Annotated in this window: 15 protein-coding genes; 5 read left to right on the forward strand and 10 right to left on the reverse strand. The window is 45.5% G+C overall.

Going from position 1 to position 21114, the window contains the following annotated elements:
- Positions 1-98: 98 nt before the first annotated feature.
- From JGK16_RS08865 to JGK16_RS08880, 4 genes are all read right to left on the reverse strand, one after another.
- The gene (locus JGK16_RS08865; RefSeq protein WP_293156254.1) at positions 99-335 is read right to left on the reverse strand and encodes a hypothetical protein; all 237 of its coding nucleotides are present in this window, start codon (positions 333-335) and stop codon (positions 99-101) included.
- A 352-nt stretch (positions 336-687) separates the two neighbouring features.
- Positions 688-1482, reverse strand: a complete 795-nt coding sequence (locus JGK16_RS08870; protein ID WP_293190229.1) for a YdcF family protein — start codon at positions 1480-1482, stop codon at positions 688-690.
- A 406-nt stretch (positions 1483-1888) separates the two neighbouring features.
- Positions 1889-2212 (reverse strand): hypothetical protein, encoded by a 324-nt coding sequence (locus JGK16_RS08875; protein WP_293156260.1) that lies wholly within the window; start codon positions 2210-2212, stop codon positions 1889-1891.
- Positions 2213-2299: 87 nt separating this feature from the next.
- Positions 2300-3859 carry a bifunctional aminoglycoside phosphotransferase/ATP-binding protein gene (locus JGK16_RS08880; RefSeq protein WP_293190227.1) on the reverse strand — a complete coding sequence of 520 codons (1560 nt, stop codon included), beginning with the start codon at positions 3857-3859 and terminating at the stop codon, positions 2300-2302.
- Between the two features lie 179 nt (positions 3860-4038).
- Between JGK16_RS08880 and JGK16_RS08885 the strand changes: the two genes are divergently transcribed.
- The 3 genes from JGK16_RS08885 to JGK16_RS08900 all read left to right on the forward strand — a co-directional run bounded on the left by JGK16_RS08885 (position 4039) and on the right by JGK16_RS08900 (position 9970).
- Positions 4039-5055, forward strand: a complete 1017-nt coding sequence (locus tag JGK16_RS08885) for an adenosine kinase (protein ID WP_293190225.1) — start codon at positions 4039-4041, stop codon at positions 5053-5055.
- A gap of 511 nt (positions 5056-5566) precedes the next feature.
- Positions 5567-8632, forward strand: coding sequence for a poly(A) polymerase (locus JGK16_RS08895; RefSeq protein ID WP_293202973.1), 3066 nt, complete (start codon positions 5567-5569; stop codon positions 8630-8632).
- A gap of 228 nt (positions 8633-8860) precedes the next feature.
- On the forward strand, positions 8861-9970 hold the full coding sequence (locus tag JGK16_RS08900; RefSeq protein WP_293182359.1) for a hypothetical protein: 1110 nt from the start codon (positions 8861-8863) through the stop codon (positions 9968-9970).
- 370 nt (positions 9971-10340) lie between these two features.
- Here the strand turns inward: JGK16_RS08900 and JGK16_RS08905 are convergent, their stop codons facing one another.
- From JGK16_RS08905 to JGK16_RS08920, 4 genes are all read right to left on the reverse strand, one after another.
- On the reverse strand, positions 10341-12956 hold the full coding sequence (locus JGK16_RS08905; RefSeq protein ID WP_293202975.1) for a PAS domain S-box protein: 2616 nt from the start codon (positions 12954-12956) through the stop codon (positions 10341-10343).
- Positions 12957-13045: 89 nt separating this feature from the next.
- On the reverse strand, positions 13046-13351 hold the full coding sequence (locus JGK16_RS08910) for a CpeR family transcriptional regulator (protein WP_293182355.1): 306 nt from the start codon (positions 13349-13351) through the stop codon (positions 13046-13048).
- A 557-nt stretch (positions 13352-13908) separates the two neighbouring features.
- Positions 13909-14661 carry a phycobilisome rod-core linker polypeptide gene (locus JGK16_RS08915; protein ID WP_293190223.1) on the reverse strand — a complete coding sequence of 251 codons (753 nt, stop codon included), beginning with the start codon at positions 14659-14661 and terminating at the stop codon, positions 13909-13911.
- A 334-nt stretch (positions 14662-14995) separates the two neighbouring features.
- Positions 14996-15856 (reverse strand): phycobilisome linker polypeptide, encoded by an 861-nt coding sequence (locus JGK16_RS08920; protein ID WP_293182351.1) that lies wholly within the window; start codon positions 15854-15856, stop codon positions 14996-14998.
- 394 nt (positions 15857-16250) lie between these two features.
- On the opposite strand from JGK16_RS08920, the gene JGK16_RS08925 reads away from it, so the two are divergent.
- Entirely contained in the window at positions 16251-16976 is a 726-nt protein-coding gene (locus tag JGK16_RS08925) for a response regulator transcription factor (RefSeq protein WP_293182349.1), read from the forward strand.
- Positions 16977-17523: 547 nt separating this feature from the next.
- Here the strand turns inward: JGK16_RS08925 and JGK16_RS08930 are convergent.
- Positions 17524-17757, reverse strand: coding sequence for a ferredoxin-thioredoxin reductase variable chain (locus JGK16_RS08930; protein ID WP_293182347.1), 234 nt, complete (start codon positions 17755-17757; stop codon positions 17524-17526).
- Positions 17758-17805: 48 nt separating this feature from the next.
- Here JGK16_RS08930 and JGK16_RS08935 point away from each other — a divergent pair, with 48 nt between their 5' ends.
- Complete coding sequence (locus tag JGK16_RS08935; RefSeq protein WP_293182345.1) at positions 17806-17937, forward strand: hypothetical protein; 132 nt, start codon at positions 17806-17808, stop codon at positions 17935-17937.
- A gap of 70 nt (positions 17938-18007) precedes the next feature.
- On the opposite strand, the gene JGK16_RS08940 is transcribed toward JGK16_RS08935, so the two are convergent.
- Entirely contained in the window at positions 18008-20791 is a 2784-nt protein-coding gene (locus tag JGK16_RS08940) for a DUF3536 domain-containing protein (RefSeq protein WP_293190222.1), read from the reverse strand.
- Between the last annotated feature and the right edge of the window lie 323 nt (positions 20792-21114).

The following is a 21114-nucleotide window of genomic DNA, read 5'->3' on the forward strand; positions in this document are numbered from 1 at the left end:
AAGAATAACTTGCTTGTTTTTCTTGGCATCAACCGCCCGAGTTAGGTGATGTTAGACAGGCCATGCAATCGCAGTTTGACCTTAGAATCCCCGCGCTTTTACGTGCCCGGAGTATGTCCGCGACGGAACCAAGCGAATATATTAAAATCTCCCTGCATTTTCTGCAATTCTTGTTGGTGCTGCTTGGCTGTAGCATAATACCACTGGCAATAAAGCTCAAATTCTTGACGGTATTTAACTTCGTCATAAAACTCACGGACAACTTGATGTCTCTGAAAAATTTCAGCCGTTGGAGTCGGTTCTGGGACAATGTTTTGTAGCTCGTGGGGCAACATAATTGTTTGGGGGCGACTGTGGCAAATATTTGGTGTGATTACTTTAATTTAACACATTAAATCCTCGAATTTTAGATTTGGGATTTTAGAATTTATAAGATTTATAAAAAATCGTGCGTTGAGTTAGTTTATTCAGAGATTGTCGTGCTGGTGCGTCGCTGGGTAGATTTTTAGGATCGCAAATTAAATAATTTACAGAAGTTCGTGGGATGGGCGTCCCGCCCGTCCAGAGAGGACGGGCGGGACGCCCATCCCACAAGAATCATCATCAATATTGTTGCATTGATTGTTCTTGCTTGATATTAGTTAAAATTCTGCAATCCAAAATCCAAAATCCAGAATCTAAAATCCATTAAAGCCATCCCCGCAGGCGATATACGATTAAGCCGATGTATTCTTTTAGAGCTTTAGTAGATTGGTGTAGATAATAGGTATCCGGCAATAAGTCGAGGGCGAATGCTAGCCCGTTGCTTTGAGATGTGGCGATATCCTGCTGGGTTATCTGAAAATCTGTTGGTGCTGGGATTACTTTTATTCCCTGGCGCTGAAAAATCAAGAGGGATCGAGTCATGTGCATCGCCGATGTCACTAGCAAAACGGGCTTTTTGATGTTTTTTGCGTCTAAGATTTGCCGCACGTTGACGGCATTTTGATAGGTGTTGTGGGAATCGGGATCTTGCAGAATTGCTGATGCCGGTATGCCCATTGTTTGGGCAATTTCTGCCATATCTGCCGATTCGGGAGAGCCCTCACCTTTCCAATCTACTCTACCGCCGCTGAGCACTAACAGGGGAGCTTTGCCTTGACGGTAAAGTCGGGAAGCGTATATTATACGATCGCCCGCTTCCCCCAATTCTACCCAAGGGCGGGGCGCTAGTCCTGCTTTCACACCGCCACCCAACACGATAATCGCTTCAGCTTGAGGGAACTCGGCGGTTGGTAAATTTTGCCATTCGAGCGATCGCACTAACGATTTTGACACCCAACCGCTACTCCCAAGCAGTAAAATAATTAGAGCCCCAGCCATTGGTGCTGCCGCCCATTTGGGATGCTTCCAAAGCACGATTAAAGCCGCCATCATTAACAGGCAACTGAACCCCAAAGGATAAATAAACAGCGGTAAAAGTTTAGACAGAAATACAAACATTCAGGAAGTAATTAAAATTGCTCGTTAGCGGGAATTCGGAATTGGGAATTGGGAATTGGGCATTGGGCATTGGGCATTGGTAGAGTTATTGCCAAGATTTTATTAATACGAAAACCACAGATTAAAGGCAGATGTACCGAGATAAACGCAGATATGGCTTTTCTCAAAAAGATGAGGTATGACTGACAGCTTATATAACCACTAAACTCAGATAAACTCAGAGGGCTAAAGCCCAACAACGTACTTCATCTTTCTGAGAACCGCTATATTTTTAAAATAGGCAAGCTTGGGAGTGGCAGGGATCTGCTAACTATTTTGGTCTAAAAGTTTAATTTTTATGATTGAGTTTTGAAGTTTACACTGTTAAAATTAAAGCTCAAAACTCAATACTAAAAACAAATCGGTGCTAGCGACGATCCTCAGGCTCTGATAGCCAGTCAAAGAATGAAGTAGGCTCACGCCGGGAGGTTTTGTATTTATGCCCGTCTACTTCCACGACTTCTTTATTGAGGATAGCATCCGAGGTTTTCTCCTTGGAACGTGTATTCGGGTTGAGTAGTAGTTCATTGTGCCACCAAGCAACCATTAAGCCTGCTGCCACGCCGCCGAGGACACCAAGGCCAATACTCACGGGCAGACTACATCCTACTAAGCGAAACCCAACGGTAAACAACACGAACCAGATCAGCGCGGGGTTAAACCCCTTGGAGTCTCCGTTAAATTTTGCCATGAGCTGCAAGTTATTTTTGTAATAATACAGAAAGATATTGACAATATTAGCAGAGAATGAAATTCATCGCGGGCGATCGCACTCCAACTACTTCCCACAAATCAAATTTAATTGTACATCTAAGTCTTGTGCGGTATCTACAACGTTTAGAGAAATTTGCTCTAATTGTGTAAAAGGTTCTGCTTCTGCTTGCTGCGAGGTCAATAGTTCTGCTGTGGCGTCGGCAATATCGCCTCTGCGCTGTTGCAGTCGTTGTCGCAATACTGCCATTGGTGCGGTGCAGTAAACGATTTGCAGGGGCAAGCCGTGGGATTGAGCCAGATTCATCGCATCGGTTCTCCAGTTTTGGCGATCGAACTTAGCATCTAAAATCACATCCCAACCTCGGTCAGCCAGCATTATCCCCAACTCTAACAATCTACCATAAGTCCGTGCCGTCATCTCATCCGAGTACAAATCTTGACCACCGCGTTCATTTAAAGGAATTCCCCCTAAATGTTTGCGAACAGCATCGGATCTAATGTGAATCGCCCCAGTGTGGCGGGCCAAATATCGAGCCGCTGTACTTTTCCCAGAACCAGACAAACCAGACATCAAAGTTAACTTTCCCGAGCGCGGCTTTGTGTATTCCCAAGCCAGTTTGTAGTAATGAGCGGCACTCTGTGAAATCTGTGCTTTTTCATTAGTAGAAACCGCTTCATCGTCCAACATTAACGAAGTTACTTTTGCTCTCACATAAGCTTGACGGCTCAAATACAGCGGCAGCACTTGCAGTCCTTCCCAATCGCCTGTTTGTTCGACGTAAGTATTGAGAAAAACATTTCCTAAATCTCTGCGCCCCCGCGATTCCAAATCCATGACGGTGAAAGCAATATCGTACATGACATCCACAAAGCGAAAATGCTCGTTAAATTCAATGCAGTCAAACAGCAATATTTTATCTTGCCACCAAGCGATGTTCCGCAAGTGCAAATCTCCGTGACACTCGCGAATTTTATTGTTAGCAATCCGTCGCTCGAACAAGTCTTGATTTTCATCAAAAAACGCATCAGTATAATCTTTAGTTTCCCGATATTGACTCGCAGTCTGCGGCCCGCCGATATATTTTTGGGAAATCCGGTAGTTGTTATCTATTGCTGTACGAATCTGAGTGACTTCGCCAAATTTGCGAATGTAGCTATTACTAACTGCCCTGCTGTGAAACCTAGCAACTTCGCGCCCTAAGTCTGCCATAATTTGCTCGGTCAATAGTCCGTGTTCCAACAAACTGAGCAACAGTGAATCTTGAGGAAACTGCCGCATTTTAAGCGCGTATTCTACAGCAACTTGGGTGGGATTTACATCTGGTGAATTACTGCCAAATTGAAACGCATCGCCACTTTGAATAATTGGCAAAACTTCGAGATAAATTTCCGGTGCTGTGCGTCGGTTCATTTCCAATTCTTGGATGCAGAAATGCTGCCGTTTCTCCACAGTCGAATAGTCCAAAAAGCCAAAATCGACTGGCTTCTTGATTTTGTAAGTATAATCTCCAGTCAGCAGGACAAAGGAAATGTGAGTCTGAATTAGTTGCACTGGTTCTGTCACCCCGTGCGGGTAAAACCCGGGCTGCAACATCTGCTGAATCAGAGGTGGGAGACAAGTCATATCGATTTTGGATTTTAGATTTTAGATTTTGGATTGAGGATTTTTAGATTGGGGATTGGGGATTTTTAGATTGGGGATTGGGGATTGGGGATTGAGGATTTGGATTTGGGGATGCAAGGATATTGACTTTCATCCGATTTATTATAGAGTTGATAGTTAGTGTAAACCAAAAATTAGTGATGACAGAAAACAATCAAGAATCCGGTTCCGTAGATGTGTTTGGCGTGGGCAATGCCCTTGTAGACATCCTAGCATTAGTCGAAGATGATTTTGTGGTCAAGCACGGGCTGAATCGCGGCGCGATGACGCTGATGAATTCGGAAACACAGGGGGGAATTTTGCACGATTTGGAACACAATTCGCTGCAAATGCGATCGGGGGGTTCTGCGGCAAATACGATGATTGGTTTGGCTCAGAGTGGCGGTAAAGGCTATTATTCGGGGAAGGTTGCTAAGGATACTAACGGCGAATTTTACCGCCAAGATTTGCTGGAGGCTGGGATTGATTTTAATGTGCATCCTGCTACTGAGTCGAATGGGCCCACGGGTACTTGTGTCGTGCTGACTACGCCGGATGCGGAACGCACGCTGTGTACTAATTTGGGGGTTTCTACTACTCTGGCGGCGACTGATATTGATGTCGATCGCCTGTCTCATTGCAAGTACAGTTATGTTGAGGGCTATCTTTGGGATGCGACCGAGCCCAGAAAGGCTAGTATTGAGACGATGGAACAGTCTAAGCGTCTGGGTGTGAAGGTGGCTTTTACTTTTTCGGATGGCTTTTTGGTCGATCGATTTGCGGATGATTTTCACAAGGTGGTTTCGGAATATTGCGATGTCATTTTTTGCAACTCTGACGAAGTTCGGAGCTTTTTCAAGGAGGAATCTCTGGAAGAGTGCGCTCGCAAGATGAGCGAGATTTCGGATTTGGCTTTTATCACAAATGGGGACAAAGGCTGCATGGTGGTGGAAAACAAACAGATTGTAGATGTGGCTGGATTTCCCGTAAAGGCGATCGATACTGTGGGTGCTGGCGATGCTTTTGCAGGCGGTGTTTTGTTTGGAATTACTAATGGTTTGAGCGCTGAAAAAGCGGCTCGTTGGGGCAATTATTTGGCTTCAATGGTGGTGCAGATTCACGGCCCTCGTCTTGAGGGTTCTCAGGCTCATTTGCTGAACCAGGTGATTTCTGGTTAGTAGTTGAAAATGGCGATCGCACTTTTTGTCGTAAGGGGCGATCGCCTGTGGAACTAATCGGATACAAATACATTAATCTACTACTTCAAAGGACAAGGAGAAGTTACCTAAAACGTTCTGTCAGAGTGAAAACAGTTTTATGGTGGAAAGTAGCGATAAATATCTTTCCGGTGAAGCACCCTGGCAAAAGTAACAGTTTCGCCATCAAAATAAAAACCTATTCGATAGTCACCAATCCGAAGCTGATAGGCATTATCATCCCCTTTCAATTTTTTCAAGTTAATAATTGCCTGTAATATCAAGTCCGGTCGATTAACATAACAAAAATTGTTCGTAGTGTGGACTTTAGTCCGCAGTATGTTGCGGACTAAAGTCCACACTACGAACCTTCAATGGGAAATGGGAATAAGCTACCTTATCGACACCCATCGCACCCGACACGATCGCCTTTTTCGTGTAGTACAATATAGTTATATTCGTGTTATACGCGTAACTATAACCGCATCATGCCATGTCACAGCCAAAGTCCCCAAAACCCAAAATGGCGACAATCCGCGAGATTTACGATCGCATTTTATGGGATAGTCGTTTAGACCATCGTGCCTTTAGCCTTGGTTTTAGCGATCGCATTTCTGGTAATATGCGGGAAAAGCCTTTGTCAGAATGGGCAGTCGATGGCGATATTCCCTGGCATCGGATTCGTTATGTTAAATGTGGGGAAACAATTGTTTGGGATCGCGATCGGCTGGTAGACTTGTTTACTACTGGAGAATTACCAGTCGCGGCATGGGTTGTCGCCACGGAAAATATAGAATCGGCAAACCAGCAACTGCAAATCGATCCTCAACAATCAAATCCCACCTTTGTGAAAGACTTCCCGACTAGATCTATTTACCAATACAATCAACAAAATTGGCAAGCCAGGAATTTGCCCTTAGAGTCGGTAACGATAACCAGATTAAAAATTGTCAGTTATAACGTATTATCAGATCTCTACGAGTCAGAACTTACCGAGACAGCCCAGCGAATTCCGATAATTATAGAGCATCTGCGTCAGTGTGATGCCGATATTATCGCCCTTCAAGAAGTAACACCGCGTTTATTAGAAAAATTATTAGCTGAGGATTGGGTTCAGGCTTATCATATCTCCGAATCTCCCCAAGGCGAAACGCTGGAATGGCACGGTTTATTAGTGCTATCGCGATTGCCATTTACTTTAGTAGAATATCGCTACTCGCCACGGAAGCGGGTATTAGTAGGAAAGTGGTTGCTGAATAGTAAAACTCTCAATGTCGCCGCCGTCCATTTCACCAGCGATTACAATAAAAATTCTGAAAAAGTCAGGTATAAGCAACTTAATATCTTGCTAGAATACCTAAACTCACAGCCGGGAGATTGTCTAATTGTTGGCGATTTCAATGCCAAAGACAACGAACCAGCAGAGATATTAACGACAAACAATTTTATCGATCTTTGGCAAACACTGCATCCCGAAGATCCGGGATACACTTTCCATCCCCAGGCTAATCCTTTGGCAGCATTAATGAGTCTAACTGGACTTGCGGGACGGTTAGATAGGATGATGTTACGGAGTCAGAACCGAGATTGGATATCTCGTCAAATAGAATTATTTGCCTGCAATCCCATACCAGATACAGAAGGAAAAATCTATCCCTCAGATCATTTTGGTCTCCTCACCCAACTAGAATCCATCACCTGTTTGCAAACCATCTCACCTGTCTATAAAAGTGCAGTTGTCATCATTCCACCGGATGACATTTTACCTGCAATTCAAAGTATTCGCCGCCGTTGCGATCGGCAATTTCATCGTTGGATGCCTCATATCAATATAATATATGGTTTTCTGCCAGAATCATATTTTTCAGAAGCAGCAGCAGCCATTACCCAAGCACTGACAAAACTAGAACCATTTACTATAACTTTATCAAACTTTGAAACTTTCACGCACTCTTCTAGCTGTACGGCATGGTTAAATCCGATTCCTCAACCTGCCGATCCACTGCATCAATTACAAGCAATACTTCAACAAATATTTCCGCAATGTGATGAACAAAGTAGCAAATCAGCTAACGGATTCACACCCCATTTAACTGTAGGTCAATTTGACACAACCGAAGTCGCCAAAACCGAACTTTCCCAATGGCATCCAGTCAAATTTCAAGTAGACTCGATCGCCCTAATTAGCCGTCGCGATAACGAACCATTCGAGATTAGATATCGGATACCTTTAAAATCGGCAACTCCCCCAGAAAATCCCGGCGCAAAAACACGAGAAAATGAGTCTAACTTATCACTAATACAAATAATCAACCAACTCGATCCAAAACTAAGCCAAACACAGACACTGCATCAAGAACTAATTCAGTCGATCGTCACCCAAGCCTGTCAAGAATGTTTAGGCTACCAACCATTATTACAGCAAATTGGATCGGCGCGGATCGGCATACAAAGCAGCCACAGCGATTTAGATTTACTTTGTATAATTCCTGCCCCTTTAACAGGAGAAACATTCCTCAAACAGGTACAAACTAGATTAGCAGGATTGTGCTATTGCTCCCAACTGGTAAAATCGGGGAGAGTACCAGTATTGAGAATGGAAATAGAAGGAGTGGCAGTCGATTTACTCTCTGCCACAACCCTCGGACAATTCCAGATAATTGAACCATTATCTCAAGAGGCTAGACCATTTTTTGATGCCGTCAGTTGGAGTGCCGTAGTAGGTGCTTTGGAAGCGGATTTAATGGTAGATACAGTCAGCCAACATTTGTCCTGGGATTTATTTATAAACTTGTTAAGGGCGGTGCGAACCTGGGCGAAAGCACGTCAGATTCACGGTAATGCTTGGGGATTTCTCGGTAATTTTTCTTGGGCATTACTGACAGCTTGGAGTTCTATTCATAGCGAACACTTAAACCTAGATATATTACTTGCTCATTTTTTCCAAATCCTCAGCCAACACGATTGGACTCAACCAATAGCATTAACTGAAGCCGGAACACAGTATCAAGTACAAAAATCGCGGGAATGGTTGCCTGTAATTACATCGATCGCACCTTGTCAAAACAGTACCAGAAATGTCACGCGATCGACCGCAGAAATATTGCGCCGCGAATTGGGTCGCGGTGCAGAAATTGCGTCGGAAGTATTGGCGGGAAATACCACTTGGACAACTCTATTTGAGTCCGTTGATTTACTGGAACAATCAAATGCGTTTTTAGTATTGACGGTAAGTAGTGCAGAAGTTGGTAATTTAGAAAAATGCGGCGGCTGGATTGAAGGTCACATAATTGGATTAGCGATCGATTTAGAGCAAAAACTAAATATTTCTGTCAGACCTTGGCCTGGAATTCGGAGAAGGCAAAATCTAGTTAGTGTCGTGCTAGGTATCATCTGTAATATAGATGAAGATTCTGGTGCGATCGCCCAAATTAGCAATGAGTTTATCGATCGGTTCAATGCTGCTAACGATTGTAGCAGTATCTTGCAGATCGAGTTGTGCGATCGCGACTCATATCATGTCCAGTCGGGTTGGTCACATTGTACCTCATCTACCTGAGAAAGGCTACAGAACCCATTTGACATCTTTTCTTGAACAAGAAAGGCAGATCGATCGGTCGTCTGGTGTAACTCAATGGTAAAATTGTAATTCAACTGTAGCGCTCCGATGAATTTGCATCCTACATTCCCAAATAAAAACTCAAATTAGCGCCTCCACCGAGTCACTAACCTACCAGCGTTATCTGCGCCTAGCAGTTTTTAAAGAAATGGATTTACCAAAATTTTTATGAATATAAAATGGTCGATAAAAAACTTATTTCGATCGCAGAACTTCTGGATAATTGTGCTAGTTGTGGCCATCTCTAGGATTGTCTTAAATTCGCAGCTTGACGAGTGGATTGGTGTAGCGCCACCTTCAGCAGCAATCGAACGTCTCGCCACCGCCACCACCATGACGCGGGAAGCGCAACAAATTTTCTACCGGCAAACTCCAACCATCGAACCCAAGCAAACCTTCTTTAAAATCTGTCAAACAAAAGAAAAGGTGAAGGATACCTTAATTATCTTTGGGTGCTATTTCACCAACGGTAAATCGGGCAAAATCGCGATTCAGTCGGTTACAGACGATCGATTTCAAGGCGTGATGGAAGTGACAGCAGCCCATGAAATGCTCCATGCCGCTTACACTCGCCTCAGTCCATCGGATCGCGACAAGCTAACACCCCAACTCAAACAAGCTGCTTTGCAAATCAAAAACGATCGCTTGTCTAGCATATTGAAGCAATACCAGCAAAAGGATATAGCTTTGTATGTTAACGAATTGCACTCGTATCTGGGGACAGAGCTCGGCTATCTCGGCGATGTCGAACTCGAACAATACTATCAGCGTTACTTTCGCGATCGCCAACAAGTGGTAAAGTTAGCCGATCTGTCTCAAGAGATTGTGCGAAAATTAGATGAGAAATCCCAGCAACTCAAACCTGAAATTGAGACCTTAGAAGCAAGTCTCGCACAAACCAAGCAAACAATCAAAGAGCACAATCTCGAACTCGGATCGAAGAAACGCAATCTAGATGCGTTGCAATTGGATTTAATGCGTTTTAAGGAACAAGCTGAAGAATCTTACCGACAGGGTAACGGCTCTCCAGAAAAGGTGTTTCAGTTTGAACAAAAAAAATCTGATTACAATCAAAAAGTGCAAGAATTTAACGATGGAGTGCGCGAACAGCAGGAGCGCGTTGCTGCTTTTCAAGAGCAATTCGATATTTACAAGCAGAAAGTGAATGATTACAATGCAATTGCTCGTGAAGAAAAAGCCCTCTTCGACGATCTCAAAGCTACCCCACCAGTCAAGCTCGAAGCCCCAGCCGGCCATGATTCCCATCTTGCCAAATGAGATCGTGCTCCTTATTAGGTACGTTGTTGCGCTTCAGCGCTCTTTGCTAATCTTAGGAAAGAGCGCTAAAGCGCAACTACATACCTTGACCTATTGGTAGTTTTATATATCCTATCCTGACAGGAGGGTTTTATTGCAGTCACACAAATTAGGTACGTTGTTGCGCTTGGGCGCTCTTTGCAAATATTAGGAAAGAGCGCTGAAGCGCAACTACATACCTTAGCCTATTAGTAGTTGTATATATCCTATCCAGAAAGGACGGTTTTATTGTAGTCAGACAAATTAGGTACGTAGTTGCGCTTGGGCGCTCTTTACAAATATTAGGAAAGAGCGCTGAAGCGCAACAACATACCTTGACCTATTGATAGTTTTATAATACCAGCGGAAGTGTCACCACACAAGTTGTACCAATACCAACTTCACTGGTAATCTCAATACTACCTTGATGCAAGTCAACGCACTTTTTAACCACGATCAATCCCAATCCCGTACCAGGGATAGTTCGGACATTCTTACCTCGGTGAAATGGCTCAAACAACTGCTTTATATCTTCTGGAAAAATGCCAATTCCTCGATCGCAAACCTGGAGTAGCACCTGATGCAACTGAAACTCTAAACCAAGATGCACATTACCTCCCTTAGGCGAATACTTAATCGCATTGGATAATACGTTGGACAGAATCGATCGCAACAATTTTTCATCCAAGCAAACGGGAATTGGATTTCCTTCACAGGTAAAGGTGATGGTATACTGACTGCCAGCGCTGAGCCGCATTTCTTCCACAAATTGTTCGCAAAATTTGTCCAAAACCAAAAATTTTGGATTAAATTCTAGTTTCCCAGTTTCGGCGCGATTGATGGTTAAAATATCGTCGAGCAATTGCACCATATTCCTTACAGAATCCTGAATTCGGTGCAGGTTTCTCAGTCGCTTTTGGGAGTCATTCCATTCGTCTGGGCTGTTTTCTAGAATTTGAGCTGCTGCTAAAGCCGTACTGAGTGGAGTGCGAAATTCATGGGATGCCATTGAAAAAAAACGGGTTTTCAGAATACTCAGTTCTTTTTCGCGCTCCAGGGCTAACCGAATTTCGTCCAGTCGTTTTCGTTCGGTGATGTCACGAGTATTGACGATAATTTGTGTGGTGGCTGCATTGTTTATAAAAGGCTGGCTAATCGCTTCCAAGGTTCGCCAAGAATTATCTTTGTGCCGATAGCGGAATTCAATGGGACGGTTGAGTTCTGCACTTTGCCAAGTATTGGTGAGACTTTGATAAGTAGTGGTAAAATCATCTGGGTGAATTGGCTCAAATATTTTTTTCCCCACGAGTTCAGATACTAAATACCCTAAGACTTTTTCCACAGAAGGACTGACATAGCCGATCGTACCATCTGTATCTAGAATCATAATGATGTCTAGAGCATTTTCAATGAGCGATCGAAACCGTTCTTCGCTATGTCGCAGGGCTTGTTCTGCTTGTTTTCGTTCGGTGGTGTCTCGCTGGATGGCGATCCAGTGAGTATACCAACCCGTGCGATCGCCAACAGGAACAATACTAAATTCATTCCAATATTCGGAGCCATTTTTCCGATAATTAATCACTTCAACGGTGACAGATTCCCAACGCGAAAGTGCTATCCGAATTTTGTCTAATTCTGTGCTATCGGTTTTTTTACCCTGCAAAATCCGGGGTGTTTTACCCAAAACTTCTTCTAGGCTATATCCTGTAATCTGGGTAAATGCTTCATTGACATAGATGATGCGAAGACCAACTTCATCGATCGCTTCCGCTTCGGTAATTACGACGCCATCATTTGTGTTAACAACAACTGATTGGAGGAGTCGCACCTGTTCTTCCTGTTGCTTTTGTTCGGTAATGTCGGCAATCACTGCGACAATGCCCTCAATCTGATTCTCACTATTCTTTAAAGGAGCAGCGGAGAAGATAATGTCGATCGCACTTCCGTCTTTTTTGTGGCGGCGCAGTTCGACACTATATGTGATTCCTTGCAGGAGATTGCTGCGGAGAGTGGAATAATTTTCTAATGGATCGTCGATAAAAATTGGGTTGGGATGGTTGATGACTTCTGCTTCAGTCCAACCAAACATCTGTTCGGCGGCAGGATTCCAAATTTTGACGTACCCTTCTATATCCAGCGTGAAGATAGCGCGAGGAGAGGCGCTAATCAGGGTTTTTAGGGTGTGGTTGGTGTGGCGCAGTTCTACTTCGGTGCGCTGTCGTTCGCCAATTTCGTCTCGTAGAGCGACGTTGGCTTCAGCTAATTCTTCGGTACGTTGTTGGACGCGCTGTTCTAGTTCGGCGTTGAGTTGTTGAAGCTGTTGGTATAATTCTGACTGTTGAATGGCGATCGCCACCTGCGTCGCTAGTTGCTGCATTAACTCCAATTCCCAGGTTTCCCAGATGCGCGGGCGATCGCACTGGTGAGCAATCAATAACCCCCAAAGATAGGGTACAGAAGGATTCCCCTCAACCTGCCGATTTTCTTGGATGATGGGGACAACCAATTTTGCTATGACTCCAAATTGTTGAAGAAAATCAGTCAGACAATTTTCGAGATCGGCTTCTTCAAGATTGGCAATGAGGCGGGTTTTCCCCAGAGAATAAGCCTCATGGTACTCGCTGGGAAAGACTTCTGCTGGGAAGGATTTTCCTAAAATGACGGGGTAAGGGGGTAAAACGGCTTCGTTAATGGCGCTACCCGTTCCGTCTGGCCACAGGCGGTAAATGAGAACGCGATCGGCTTCCAGAAAGCGTTGCACATCTGCTACCGTGGTTTCTAGCACGTGGTCTAAATCCAGGGATTGTCGGATGTGTTGAGCAATTTGATTGACTAACCGTTCGCGATCGGTTTGTTGGCGCAGCACCCCTTCGGCTGTTTGTCGTCGGGCTACTTCCTGTTTGAAGCAGGGGCAAATTACTACCACAACTAAAACGCCGATCGCAACTAGAAAAATGTTACTTAGCATAGAAAATGGTTGGATAATTCCTATGAAAATCAGGATGCCACCAACAGACAACAACAATGCTACAACCATGCTAACCAGTATCAGCCAGATCAAGAGCTTGGATCGAACCTAGTCTGGAAACTACCATATTTAAACCAGTATTGCTTGAGGTTGTGACAAGGCGTATGCAAACTGGCTTTGGCACGATATAGAATGACTTGACGGTGATCGCCCATCCAAATTTTGTCGATCGGCTGAACCGAGATTAATGTTCCTCCTAAAGCCGTAATCGACTCGGTAAATCGCTCAATAGCGCTATAGTCTATAGTTTCAAAGATGTAAAAATTGCCAGAACAAATTAAATGACGGCTGCGAATCCAGCATTGCAACTTTTTTTGGGCTTGTGGTGGCAACATTCTAATATGATTGAGTATCAATACTTCGGACAGTTTTAGGTGCTAATCGAGTACATGAAACCTAGGCTGGATCTATTGTGAACTATTTTTTCCAAGTTTGTTTTTAATGGCAACGCAGAAAAAAAATTAAAAATTGCAGGGCTGGTACTGTCCAACTTACAGAGGCTTTAAACAAACTGTCTTAAGTATTGGAGTATAGAGAATCATGGCCGATCGAAAAAACGTGATGAGGATTTCAAATTAAATTTCTCCAGCTAGTTTATCAATAGAGTTGGCATTCTCCAGAATTGGGCATCCTCCAATTCTGGAGATGTTTACGGCTCTCAAGATGAGGAAATACCAGTTATCCCAAATTATACAGTAACAACAGTAGGTTGATTGTAGAATATCGACCCAAAGATGTAGATTGTACAATTATTTTGACAAACTGATATAATCTCAATTTCTATCCAATTGTTGCTAGAAATTTAGAGATAGCTGAATCTAATTAGAGAAGCCAGAAAAACCCTCTAAATATGACTTAAATCCATCTATTAAACTTCTTGTTTTTGTTGGATTTAGAGAATCTCAGTGATGCTGACAATTTTGCCAGAGGTGCGATTGATCCGCTGAATTTGCGGACTCATATTGTCTCCTGCCACAATGTATGTCGTGTTACTGAGGCGCCGAGGTCTGTCGAATTTCGACCCTGTTACCACAATTTTGAACATTTTTTCGGTTGCGACATAAGCGCCTCCTCGACTGGTTGAGGGCTTGATGGCGTTAGCGCTGTTGGTAGCAACGGCGTAGACTAACTGAGAAGCTTTGACGGCACTGTCGATTTGGGCGAAACCCCGATCGAGCAGCGACATCCGATTGTAACCTACTTGCTTGGTATTTGCTTCGCTGCTTCTGCCTCGGTAGTAGGGAACAACGTTTTCACCAAAAGCGGTTTGATACTCGTCGCTGTCGATATAGGAGTCAATTTCGGCACCGTAGCCTTGCTCAACACAGCGGATAATGTGTTCAGAAATTTCTGTTTGATCTTGTGGTGCACGACCTAGCAGGTGCAGGAAATTGAGTTCTACAAATCGATAGGGAGCGCACTTTTGAAAATAGCGAGTGCTATAAAAATCAGATTTAGCAACCAATCGGACAAATTCACGCACGGAGATGCTGCGATCGCACAATTGAGATTCCGCAGTTACCAAGCGCTCGCTTTCCATCACGTGGGGATTGCCCAAAACCTGCTTGTAGACGGCGCGAATCACAGCTTGCACCTCATCTACACCGCTGGTTGGCCACAGTTCACATTTTGTCGAATCTGCCATTGCAATTAATCTCCTTTACAGATAATAGTTGGTAGTAGCTGAAATCTTGCACCACTGTCAATAACAGGCAAGATGCCTGTTCCACAAAGAGTGGATTTCTTGTGAAACAGGCATCTTGCCTGTTCGTAAAAGGTTAATTGAGAATGGTTTAATATGTCAGCAATACACGGCTTATATCAATTCCAGTTGTACCGGAATGATTGTTGATTTTTGATAATTGATTGTTGATTGTTGATTGAAGCAAAGCTCCGAATTCTCATTACAAGCCCCGAATAATTCTTCAATCTAAAATCTAAAATCTAAAATCTAAAATCTAAAATTGATCGACTTTCAACTAGACAGGGGTGATACTAGCGATCGTCCCACCTTGTTTGTGAATCCGTTGATAGGTTTCGGATAGTTCGTTAAACGACACCAGGTAAACTTGGTTGCTGCGGCGAAACTTGGAAATCCGATTCACCACATTGGCGCGATAGCCGGTAACTTCAATGCGATAGACTTTTCCGTTTTCATCCGATCCAGCGCCATGACGAGTCCGAGCACTACCGGATGGATTGCGGAATGTCGATCCGCTGCTGGCTGGAGAAATTACGGCGGTTGGCGTGCCCTGAATTACTAGGGAATTCAAACGCGGACTCTTACCAGCCAGATTTCCCTTCAAGCTGCTGCTACAAGCACCTCGCACCAACTCGAAGGTATGGGTAAACTGCACCATGCTTTGACAAGCTTCGGTTTTGTATCCCCGGATGTAGGGAACAATGTCATCTCCAAAAGTATTCTGGTATTCATCGCTATCGAGATAAGAATCGATCTCAGCCTCAAAGCCCTTGGTATCCAGAATGGTACTTTTGCTCCGCATTTCTTCGAGATCCAGCGGAGGGCGACCAAGTAGATGTCTGAAGTTGAGTTCGATCGCCCGATAGCGAGCACAACTATCGAAAAATCGCGATCGATACAAGTCAGACTTTGCAACCCGACGCACAAACTCCCGTACCGTCAGTTCATCGCGTTTAAACTGCGACTCACAAACGGTGAGGCGTTCGCTCTCCATGACGTAGGCATTTCCCAAAACTTGTCGGTATACTGCCTGAATGATGGTTTCAAGGTCTTCATTGGAGTTACCTGTAACCCGCTCTATTGGTGGGGTTTCATCAAACAGGCTCACTCCCAATCTTGAAGCTGGTCCAAAAGCCATTTAACACTAATCTCCCAAATTAACTATCAAGTGGGTGGGAGAATTGACCCCATCCAAGTGCCGATCCCACCTACAATTACATATAACAAGTAAAGAAATGAGTCAGAAAATGGTAAAGAAATCGGAAAGATTCTCAATAAGTAATAAATCGTGATTTTTGGCAATATTTGTTAAGAAAGCTTTGGCCAATGGTTTCTGAGCTTCCCTTGGGTCAAAACTTGTTGACATCTCGATCGCAAATCGGTAAAATTTGGGGCCCAAATGCGAATAAGATGTTGAGGAGCCAGCATGGCGATCGCCCTAGCCCTATTGGTATTAGAGCGCTCTGGTTCGCTAACTCAATCTTGTCTAAAAGTCAATAAGTGGCTTTGTACTTTCCCCCAGCCTCTTGATTATGAGGATTCTCTTGGTTGAAGACGATCTGCGCCTTGCAGAAACGTTGGCAGAAGCCTTGACAGACCAGCGCTATGTTGTTGATATAGTTACCGATGGGGAATCTGGATGGCATCAAGCAAAGATGCTCAACTATGATTTGCTGCTGCTAGATTTGATGTTACCAGAACTTGATGGAATTAGTCTCTGCCATCGATTGCGATCGCACGGCTATACTATGCCTGTCCTGATGATCACAGCCCGTGACACCCTCAGTGATGAAATTAATGGGCTTGATGCTGGGGCTGATGATTATGTAGTCAAACCCGTGGACTTGCAAAAACTATTTGCTCGGATTCGAGCCTTATTGCGTCGAGGTAGTAGCACTTCTGGGCCGATTTTAGAATGGGAAGAAATTCGCCTCAACCCCAGTACCTATGAAGTTAGCTATAGATACACCCCACTCCATCTCACGCCCAAAGAATACGCGCTTCTGGAACTTCTGTTGCGAAATGGTCGCCGTGTTCTCAGTCGAAGTGTCATGATCGAACACGTCTGGTCGTTGGAATCTCCACCAGAAGAAAATACTGTCAAGGTTCACATCAGAGGTTTGCGTCAAAAACTCAAAGCTGCGGGAGCTGCTGAAGATTTAATTGAGACAGTTCACAGTATGGGGTATCGTCTCAAGCAATCAGATTCCAGTACAAATATGATAAAAACCCCTCTGGAATTGAAAACTACACGGTAAAAACATTCACTTAATTGAGGGGGAGACGGGGAGACGGGGGAGAGGGGGAGACAAGGGAGACGGGGAGACGGGGGAGAGGGGGAGACGGGGAGACGGGGAGACGGGGGAGACGGGGGAGACGGGGAGAGGGGAAGAGAATTCTCGATTGTCATCGAAATATAGAATTTAACTGCGGCACGCAACAGCTTAGGATCTCGAATTAAATAATTTACACATATTTGTGGGATGGGCCAGAAGAACAATAAAAATTGTAAGTTATTTAATTCTCATTCCTTGGCAGAGATAAAGGACACGGCAGTGCCGTTTCCCTACGGGGCTCTTACGGTTTACTTCATCAACGTGGACTCTGCTGTAATATCATGTCCGGCCTATTATTAATATGGTAAGGGCCCTTTCAACAACAATACCCGCCAATAATTGACAAGCTCAAAAACCCGCTCTTGCCGGCATATTATTATGGTAAATCGCTCGTCCAGGATATAATAAGCAGAACCCCGACTTCTTTAATAAAAAGTCGGGGATATAATAGCACAAAACAATACTAAAGCTAGGCTTCAGCAGAAACCAATTCGACTTCATCTTCTTTGAAGTGAGCTCGAAATTTTTTGTCAAACTGAACTAGCACCGGCCAATTGGCACTGACAGGTCTGCCGTGCCATTCGTGAACGATCGCCACGATTTCTCCTTCCATACCCTTAATCTCAACTGGTTGACTGCGATTTTCCGGGTGGTGGTAGACAACAACAGAGTTTTTAACGCAAACGCGATCGCCAATTTTCATAGCTAAAAAATTTAGTGTTCTTTCTTCAAAACTCTACAAAGCCTGCAAGTGCAGAACACTTGTTGGCTTTGGGGACAGTCTTTTCATCTTCCCACAGAAGTAGAGCGAATACTCAAAGAAAATTGGCGGTTGTTTGTCGGTACTTCGATTCCGGGAAGCCTGAATGCCGATCGACTCTAGCTCGATCCCCACCGCCCGATCGGCATTTAAACCGATCGGGCGGATTCTGCTGTGCCGGAATTGATCCAGGCTAATCGACCAGCGATCGGCTTAACTGATCCAACCAACACTCAACATCAACGGCGAGAGTTTGACCCAACTCCAGCAACTGCCGGATCGAAGACAACTCCCAGCCACCGTCTGAGCCGACGATATCTAAAGCAACCGGGTCAACCTTATTTTCGCCGTCCGAAGTAGCTTGCCGTTGCAGCCAGCCCAAACACAGAGGCACAATTTGACTGTACAGAGAATCGAAATACAGTTCTTGCGATTTGTCCAAACACAAACCCAGACTCAGCCGATCGCCCACAGCAATCAAACGCTCGATGTGGAGGATATCGGCTTCTAACTCCAGAGGCGATCGTTCATCTACGCCCGATCCTGCTTGCAGCAGCGTGTCTAGCGATCGCCAAACCAGCCGTTCCAAAATTTGCTTAACTTCAGGAACCTTCAACCGACTGCGGAGGAGACCGGCTTCAGTGGCGATCGCTTCAATGTCAGCCAGCAGAGGTTCCGCGTCTCCGGTTTCCAGTTCCAGCGCCTTCGCCGCCGTCAAACAGCGGTGTCCCAAAGCCACCTCAGCAGCCACTTGCAACTCAACCGGCACCGGCAACTCATCGCGATGGAAAGCCATCATCACCCCGTAATTTTCCCGATAAACCTGAGTGTAAAGCTGATCCAAGCGAGTCAAATTTTCCTGACTGAGCAACTGGACGATGCGGTGGCGTTCCTCTGCGAACAAATCCCGCAAGCTAAACGACTGATCCCCAAACAACCGCACCATTTCCAGAATCGCGTGGGCCGCCGAAGCTTCTTGCAGAACTCCAAACAACCGCTCTTTGAGCATATTGTAAGACCGGCGGCTGCCAAAAGGCTGAATGCAGCAGTGGAAATCCCAGCCCCCAAGGTGGAATGCAGCAAACACAAACACGTCTGTTTCCCGGGTAATTTCCGAGGTTAACTGCAATTGACCCACAGCCAGAGTCATCGATCCCATGCGCTGAATTTGGAAATCTTGCTGTTCGGCCTGATAGCAGTAAACTCGCTGTTCGCGGGGATATTTGGCAAACAGAGCACTAATCGCGTAGTGGGCGGCGACTTGTTTGAGACTGACTTGGGCTGTTGTCACCAGTTGGCGGTAAACTTCTGCGCCTGTTTTGAAAGAGTCAACGTTGCTGGGTATTAGGGCTAGTCGATCGATAAAATCCTGTTCTAGCTGAACACCAGCAACTTCCCCCGCCAATTCCAGCGCCCTGGCGGCGTAGCGCAAAATTTGCACGCCTTCGGGGCGAGAGACTTCTTCAAAAAACCAGCCGCAGCTAGTGAACATTAACAAAGTGTGGCGCTGCATTTCCAGCAGGCGCAGGGCGTCTACCTGTTCGGCGGCATCGAGTTCGCGAATTTGATGGCGTTGGAGGAAACTGTCAACGTTAGCGGGCGATCGATCGCGGATGACATCAATATATTCATCTCTGGCTTTCCAGGGATCGCAAAACAGCTTGCGCCCCGCTTCCTCATAAATCGGAATCAGTCGATCGCGCAGCCAATTCAAAGTATCGCGCAAAGGCTTGCGCCACAGGAGATGCCACCCGCCGCCGCCACCGCACCCACAATCATCTTGCCAGCGATCGACCCCGTGAGAACAACTCCAAGCCGTCACCGGTTTGAGTTCCACTTCCCAAGTGCTGGGATTTTGACCTAAATAATGAGCATAATTCGTCACAGTCCAGCCGCGGCGGGGAAACTCCTCTGTGAAAGCGTAGGCGAGACATTTTTCCGTACTGTTTTTGTGGTGGCCGAAAGTTTCGCCATCTGTGGCCACGGAGATTAATTGAGCCGGTCTGTGGTCTCCCCGCACTGCTTGACCCAAGCGCCCAGCCAAGTGGTGGCTGCTGCTGAGAACGTCATTGAAGCCCATATCCCGCGAGATCGGGCCGTCGTAGAAAAAGATATCGATGTAGGGAGTGTGAGGATTTGGGGCTGAGGACTGCTGGCCGTGTCCGCGAGTAAAGTGGTAAGTGCTCAGGGGCGAAAGTTGGTGGTCAGCCATCAACCGCATTTCCGGCTTCAAATAGCAGCGGTAGGGGCGAGTCGGATCGATTTGGCCGCCGCCGACTTCGTGCCATTCGCCATCTGTTTGTTGCTCTCCTTCTTGGTTTTGCGCGATTAGCGGGCGGCAGCGTTCGGCTTGGGAGGGGGCTAAGACAATAAAACGAATGCCTTCAGCCACTAAAACTTCCAGGGTGGCGTAGTCTACGGCGGTTTCGGCGAGCCACATTCCTTCGGGATGGCGATCGAATCTAGAGCGAAAATCTGCGATCCCCCAGCGAATTTGGGTGTATTTGTCTCGCTCGTTCGCCAGCGGCATGATGATGTGATTGTACACTTGGGCGATCGCGTTGCCGTGACCGTTGAGGCGCTGACAGCTTTTGCGATCGGCTTCCAGAATCCGCTGGTAAACTTCGGGATCGTAGCGTTCCAGCCAGCTCATCAGAGTCGGGCCGATGTTAAAGCTAAGATATTCGTAGTTGTTGACGATCCCGGCGACTTCACCGCGATCGTTGAGTATGCGCGCAAAGGCGTTCGGGCGGTAGCACTCGTTGTCAATGCGTTCGTTCCAGTCGTGGAAGGGAGAGGCGCTCCCTTGGCGCTCGATCGCGTCTAGGTAAGGGTTTTCTCGGGGGGGTTGGTAAAAGTGACCGTGAATCGTCACGCACACTCCAGTTGCAGTTGCGGCGGTGCTTTGGGTTGCAGTCGTTACGGTTGGTGCAGACACAGAGAGCACGTTGGACTGAGTTTTAGAAATCGAAACCATGCGATCGAATCCTCAAGTAGTTAAAGACATGAAAACCAGCCTAATCAGTAAGTTAAACCTTACGCAGCAGGCGTTTGGGCTAGGCATCTGTAGGTGCTAAATTTTGGCAGATAATTTTTGATTCATTTGTAGTATTTCGAGCAAAGCATTCGTTGCAATATACCAACCGTCGATCCCTGAGTTTTTCTGCCAATGCTTTGCTGTTGAAAGAGTTATAAAAGTTAGCTGTTGCTGCTTTGTGGCACTTTCGACCCATTTCAGGTTAGTGCGTGCAGGGCTGCTCGTTGAGAGTTTATATTTACATTGCTGCATCTTAAAGTCTT

It is taken from the genome of Microcoleus sp. PH2017_09_SFU_O_A (assembly GCF_020738625.1).
Classification (GTDB): domain Bacteria; phylum Cyanobacteriota; class Cyanobacteriia; order Cyanobacteriales; family Microcoleaceae; genus Microcoleus.

Excerpts from the sequence above, each read along its gene's own strand:
- JGK16_RS08940 (WP_293190222.1), bottom strand. The coding sequence starts at position 20,791 with ATGGTTTCGATTTCTAAAACTCAGTCCAACGTGCTCTCTGTGTCTGCA.
- JGK16_RS08910 (WP_293182355.1), bottom strand. The coding sequence starts at position 13,351 with ATGTTGCCACCACAAGCCCAAAAAAAGTTGCAATGCTGGATTCGCAGC.
- JGK16_RS08865 (WP_293156254.1), bottom strand. The coding sequence starts at position 335 with ATGTTGCCCCACGAGCTACAAAACATTGTCCCAGAACCGACTCCAACG.
- JGK16_RS08880 (WP_293190227.1), bottom strand. The coding sequence starts at position 3,859 with ATGACTTGTCTCCCACCTCTGATTCAGCAGATGTTGCAGCCCGGGTTT.
- JGK16_RS08930 (WP_293182347.1), bottom strand. The coding sequence starts at position 17,757 with ATGAAAATTGGCGATCGCGTTTGCGTTAAAAACTCTGTTGTTGTCTAC.
- JGK16_RS08900 (WP_293182359.1), top strand. The coding sequence starts at position 8,861 with ATGAATATAAAATGGTCGATAAAAAACTTATTTCGATCGCAGAACTTC.
- JGK16_RS08885 (WP_293190225.1), top strand. The coding sequence starts at position 4,039 with ATGACAGAAAACAATCAAGAATCCGGTTCCGTAGATGTGTTTGGCGTG.
- JGK16_RS08920 (WP_293182351.1), bottom strand. The coding sequence starts at position 15,856 with ATGGCTTTTGGACCAGCTTCAAGATTGGGAGTGAGCCTGTTTGATGAA.
- JGK16_RS08870 (WP_293190229.1), bottom strand. The coding sequence starts at position 1,482 with ATGTTTGTATTTCTGTCTAAACTTTTACCGCTGTTTATTTATCCTTTG.
- JGK16_RS08905 (WP_293202975.1), bottom strand. The coding sequence starts at position 12,956 with ATGCTAAGTAACATTTTTCTAGTTGCGATCGGCGTTTTAGTTGTGGTA.
- JGK16_RS08895 (WP_293202973.1), top strand. The coding sequence starts at position 5,567 with ATGTCACAGCCAAAGTCCCCAAAACCCAAAATGGCGACAATCCGCGAG.
- JGK16_RS08915 (WP_293190223.1), bottom strand. The coding sequence starts at position 14,661 with ATGGCAGATTCGACAAAATGTGAACTGTGGCCAACCAGCGGTGTAGAT.
- JGK16_RS08925 (WP_293182349.1), top strand. The coding sequence starts at position 16,251 with ATGAGGATTCTCTTGGTTGAAGACGATCTGCGCCTTGCAGAAACGTTG.
- JGK16_RS08875 (WP_293156260.1), bottom strand. The coding sequence starts at position 2,212 with ATGGCAAAATTTAACGGAGACTCCAAGGGGTTTAACCCCGCGCTGATC.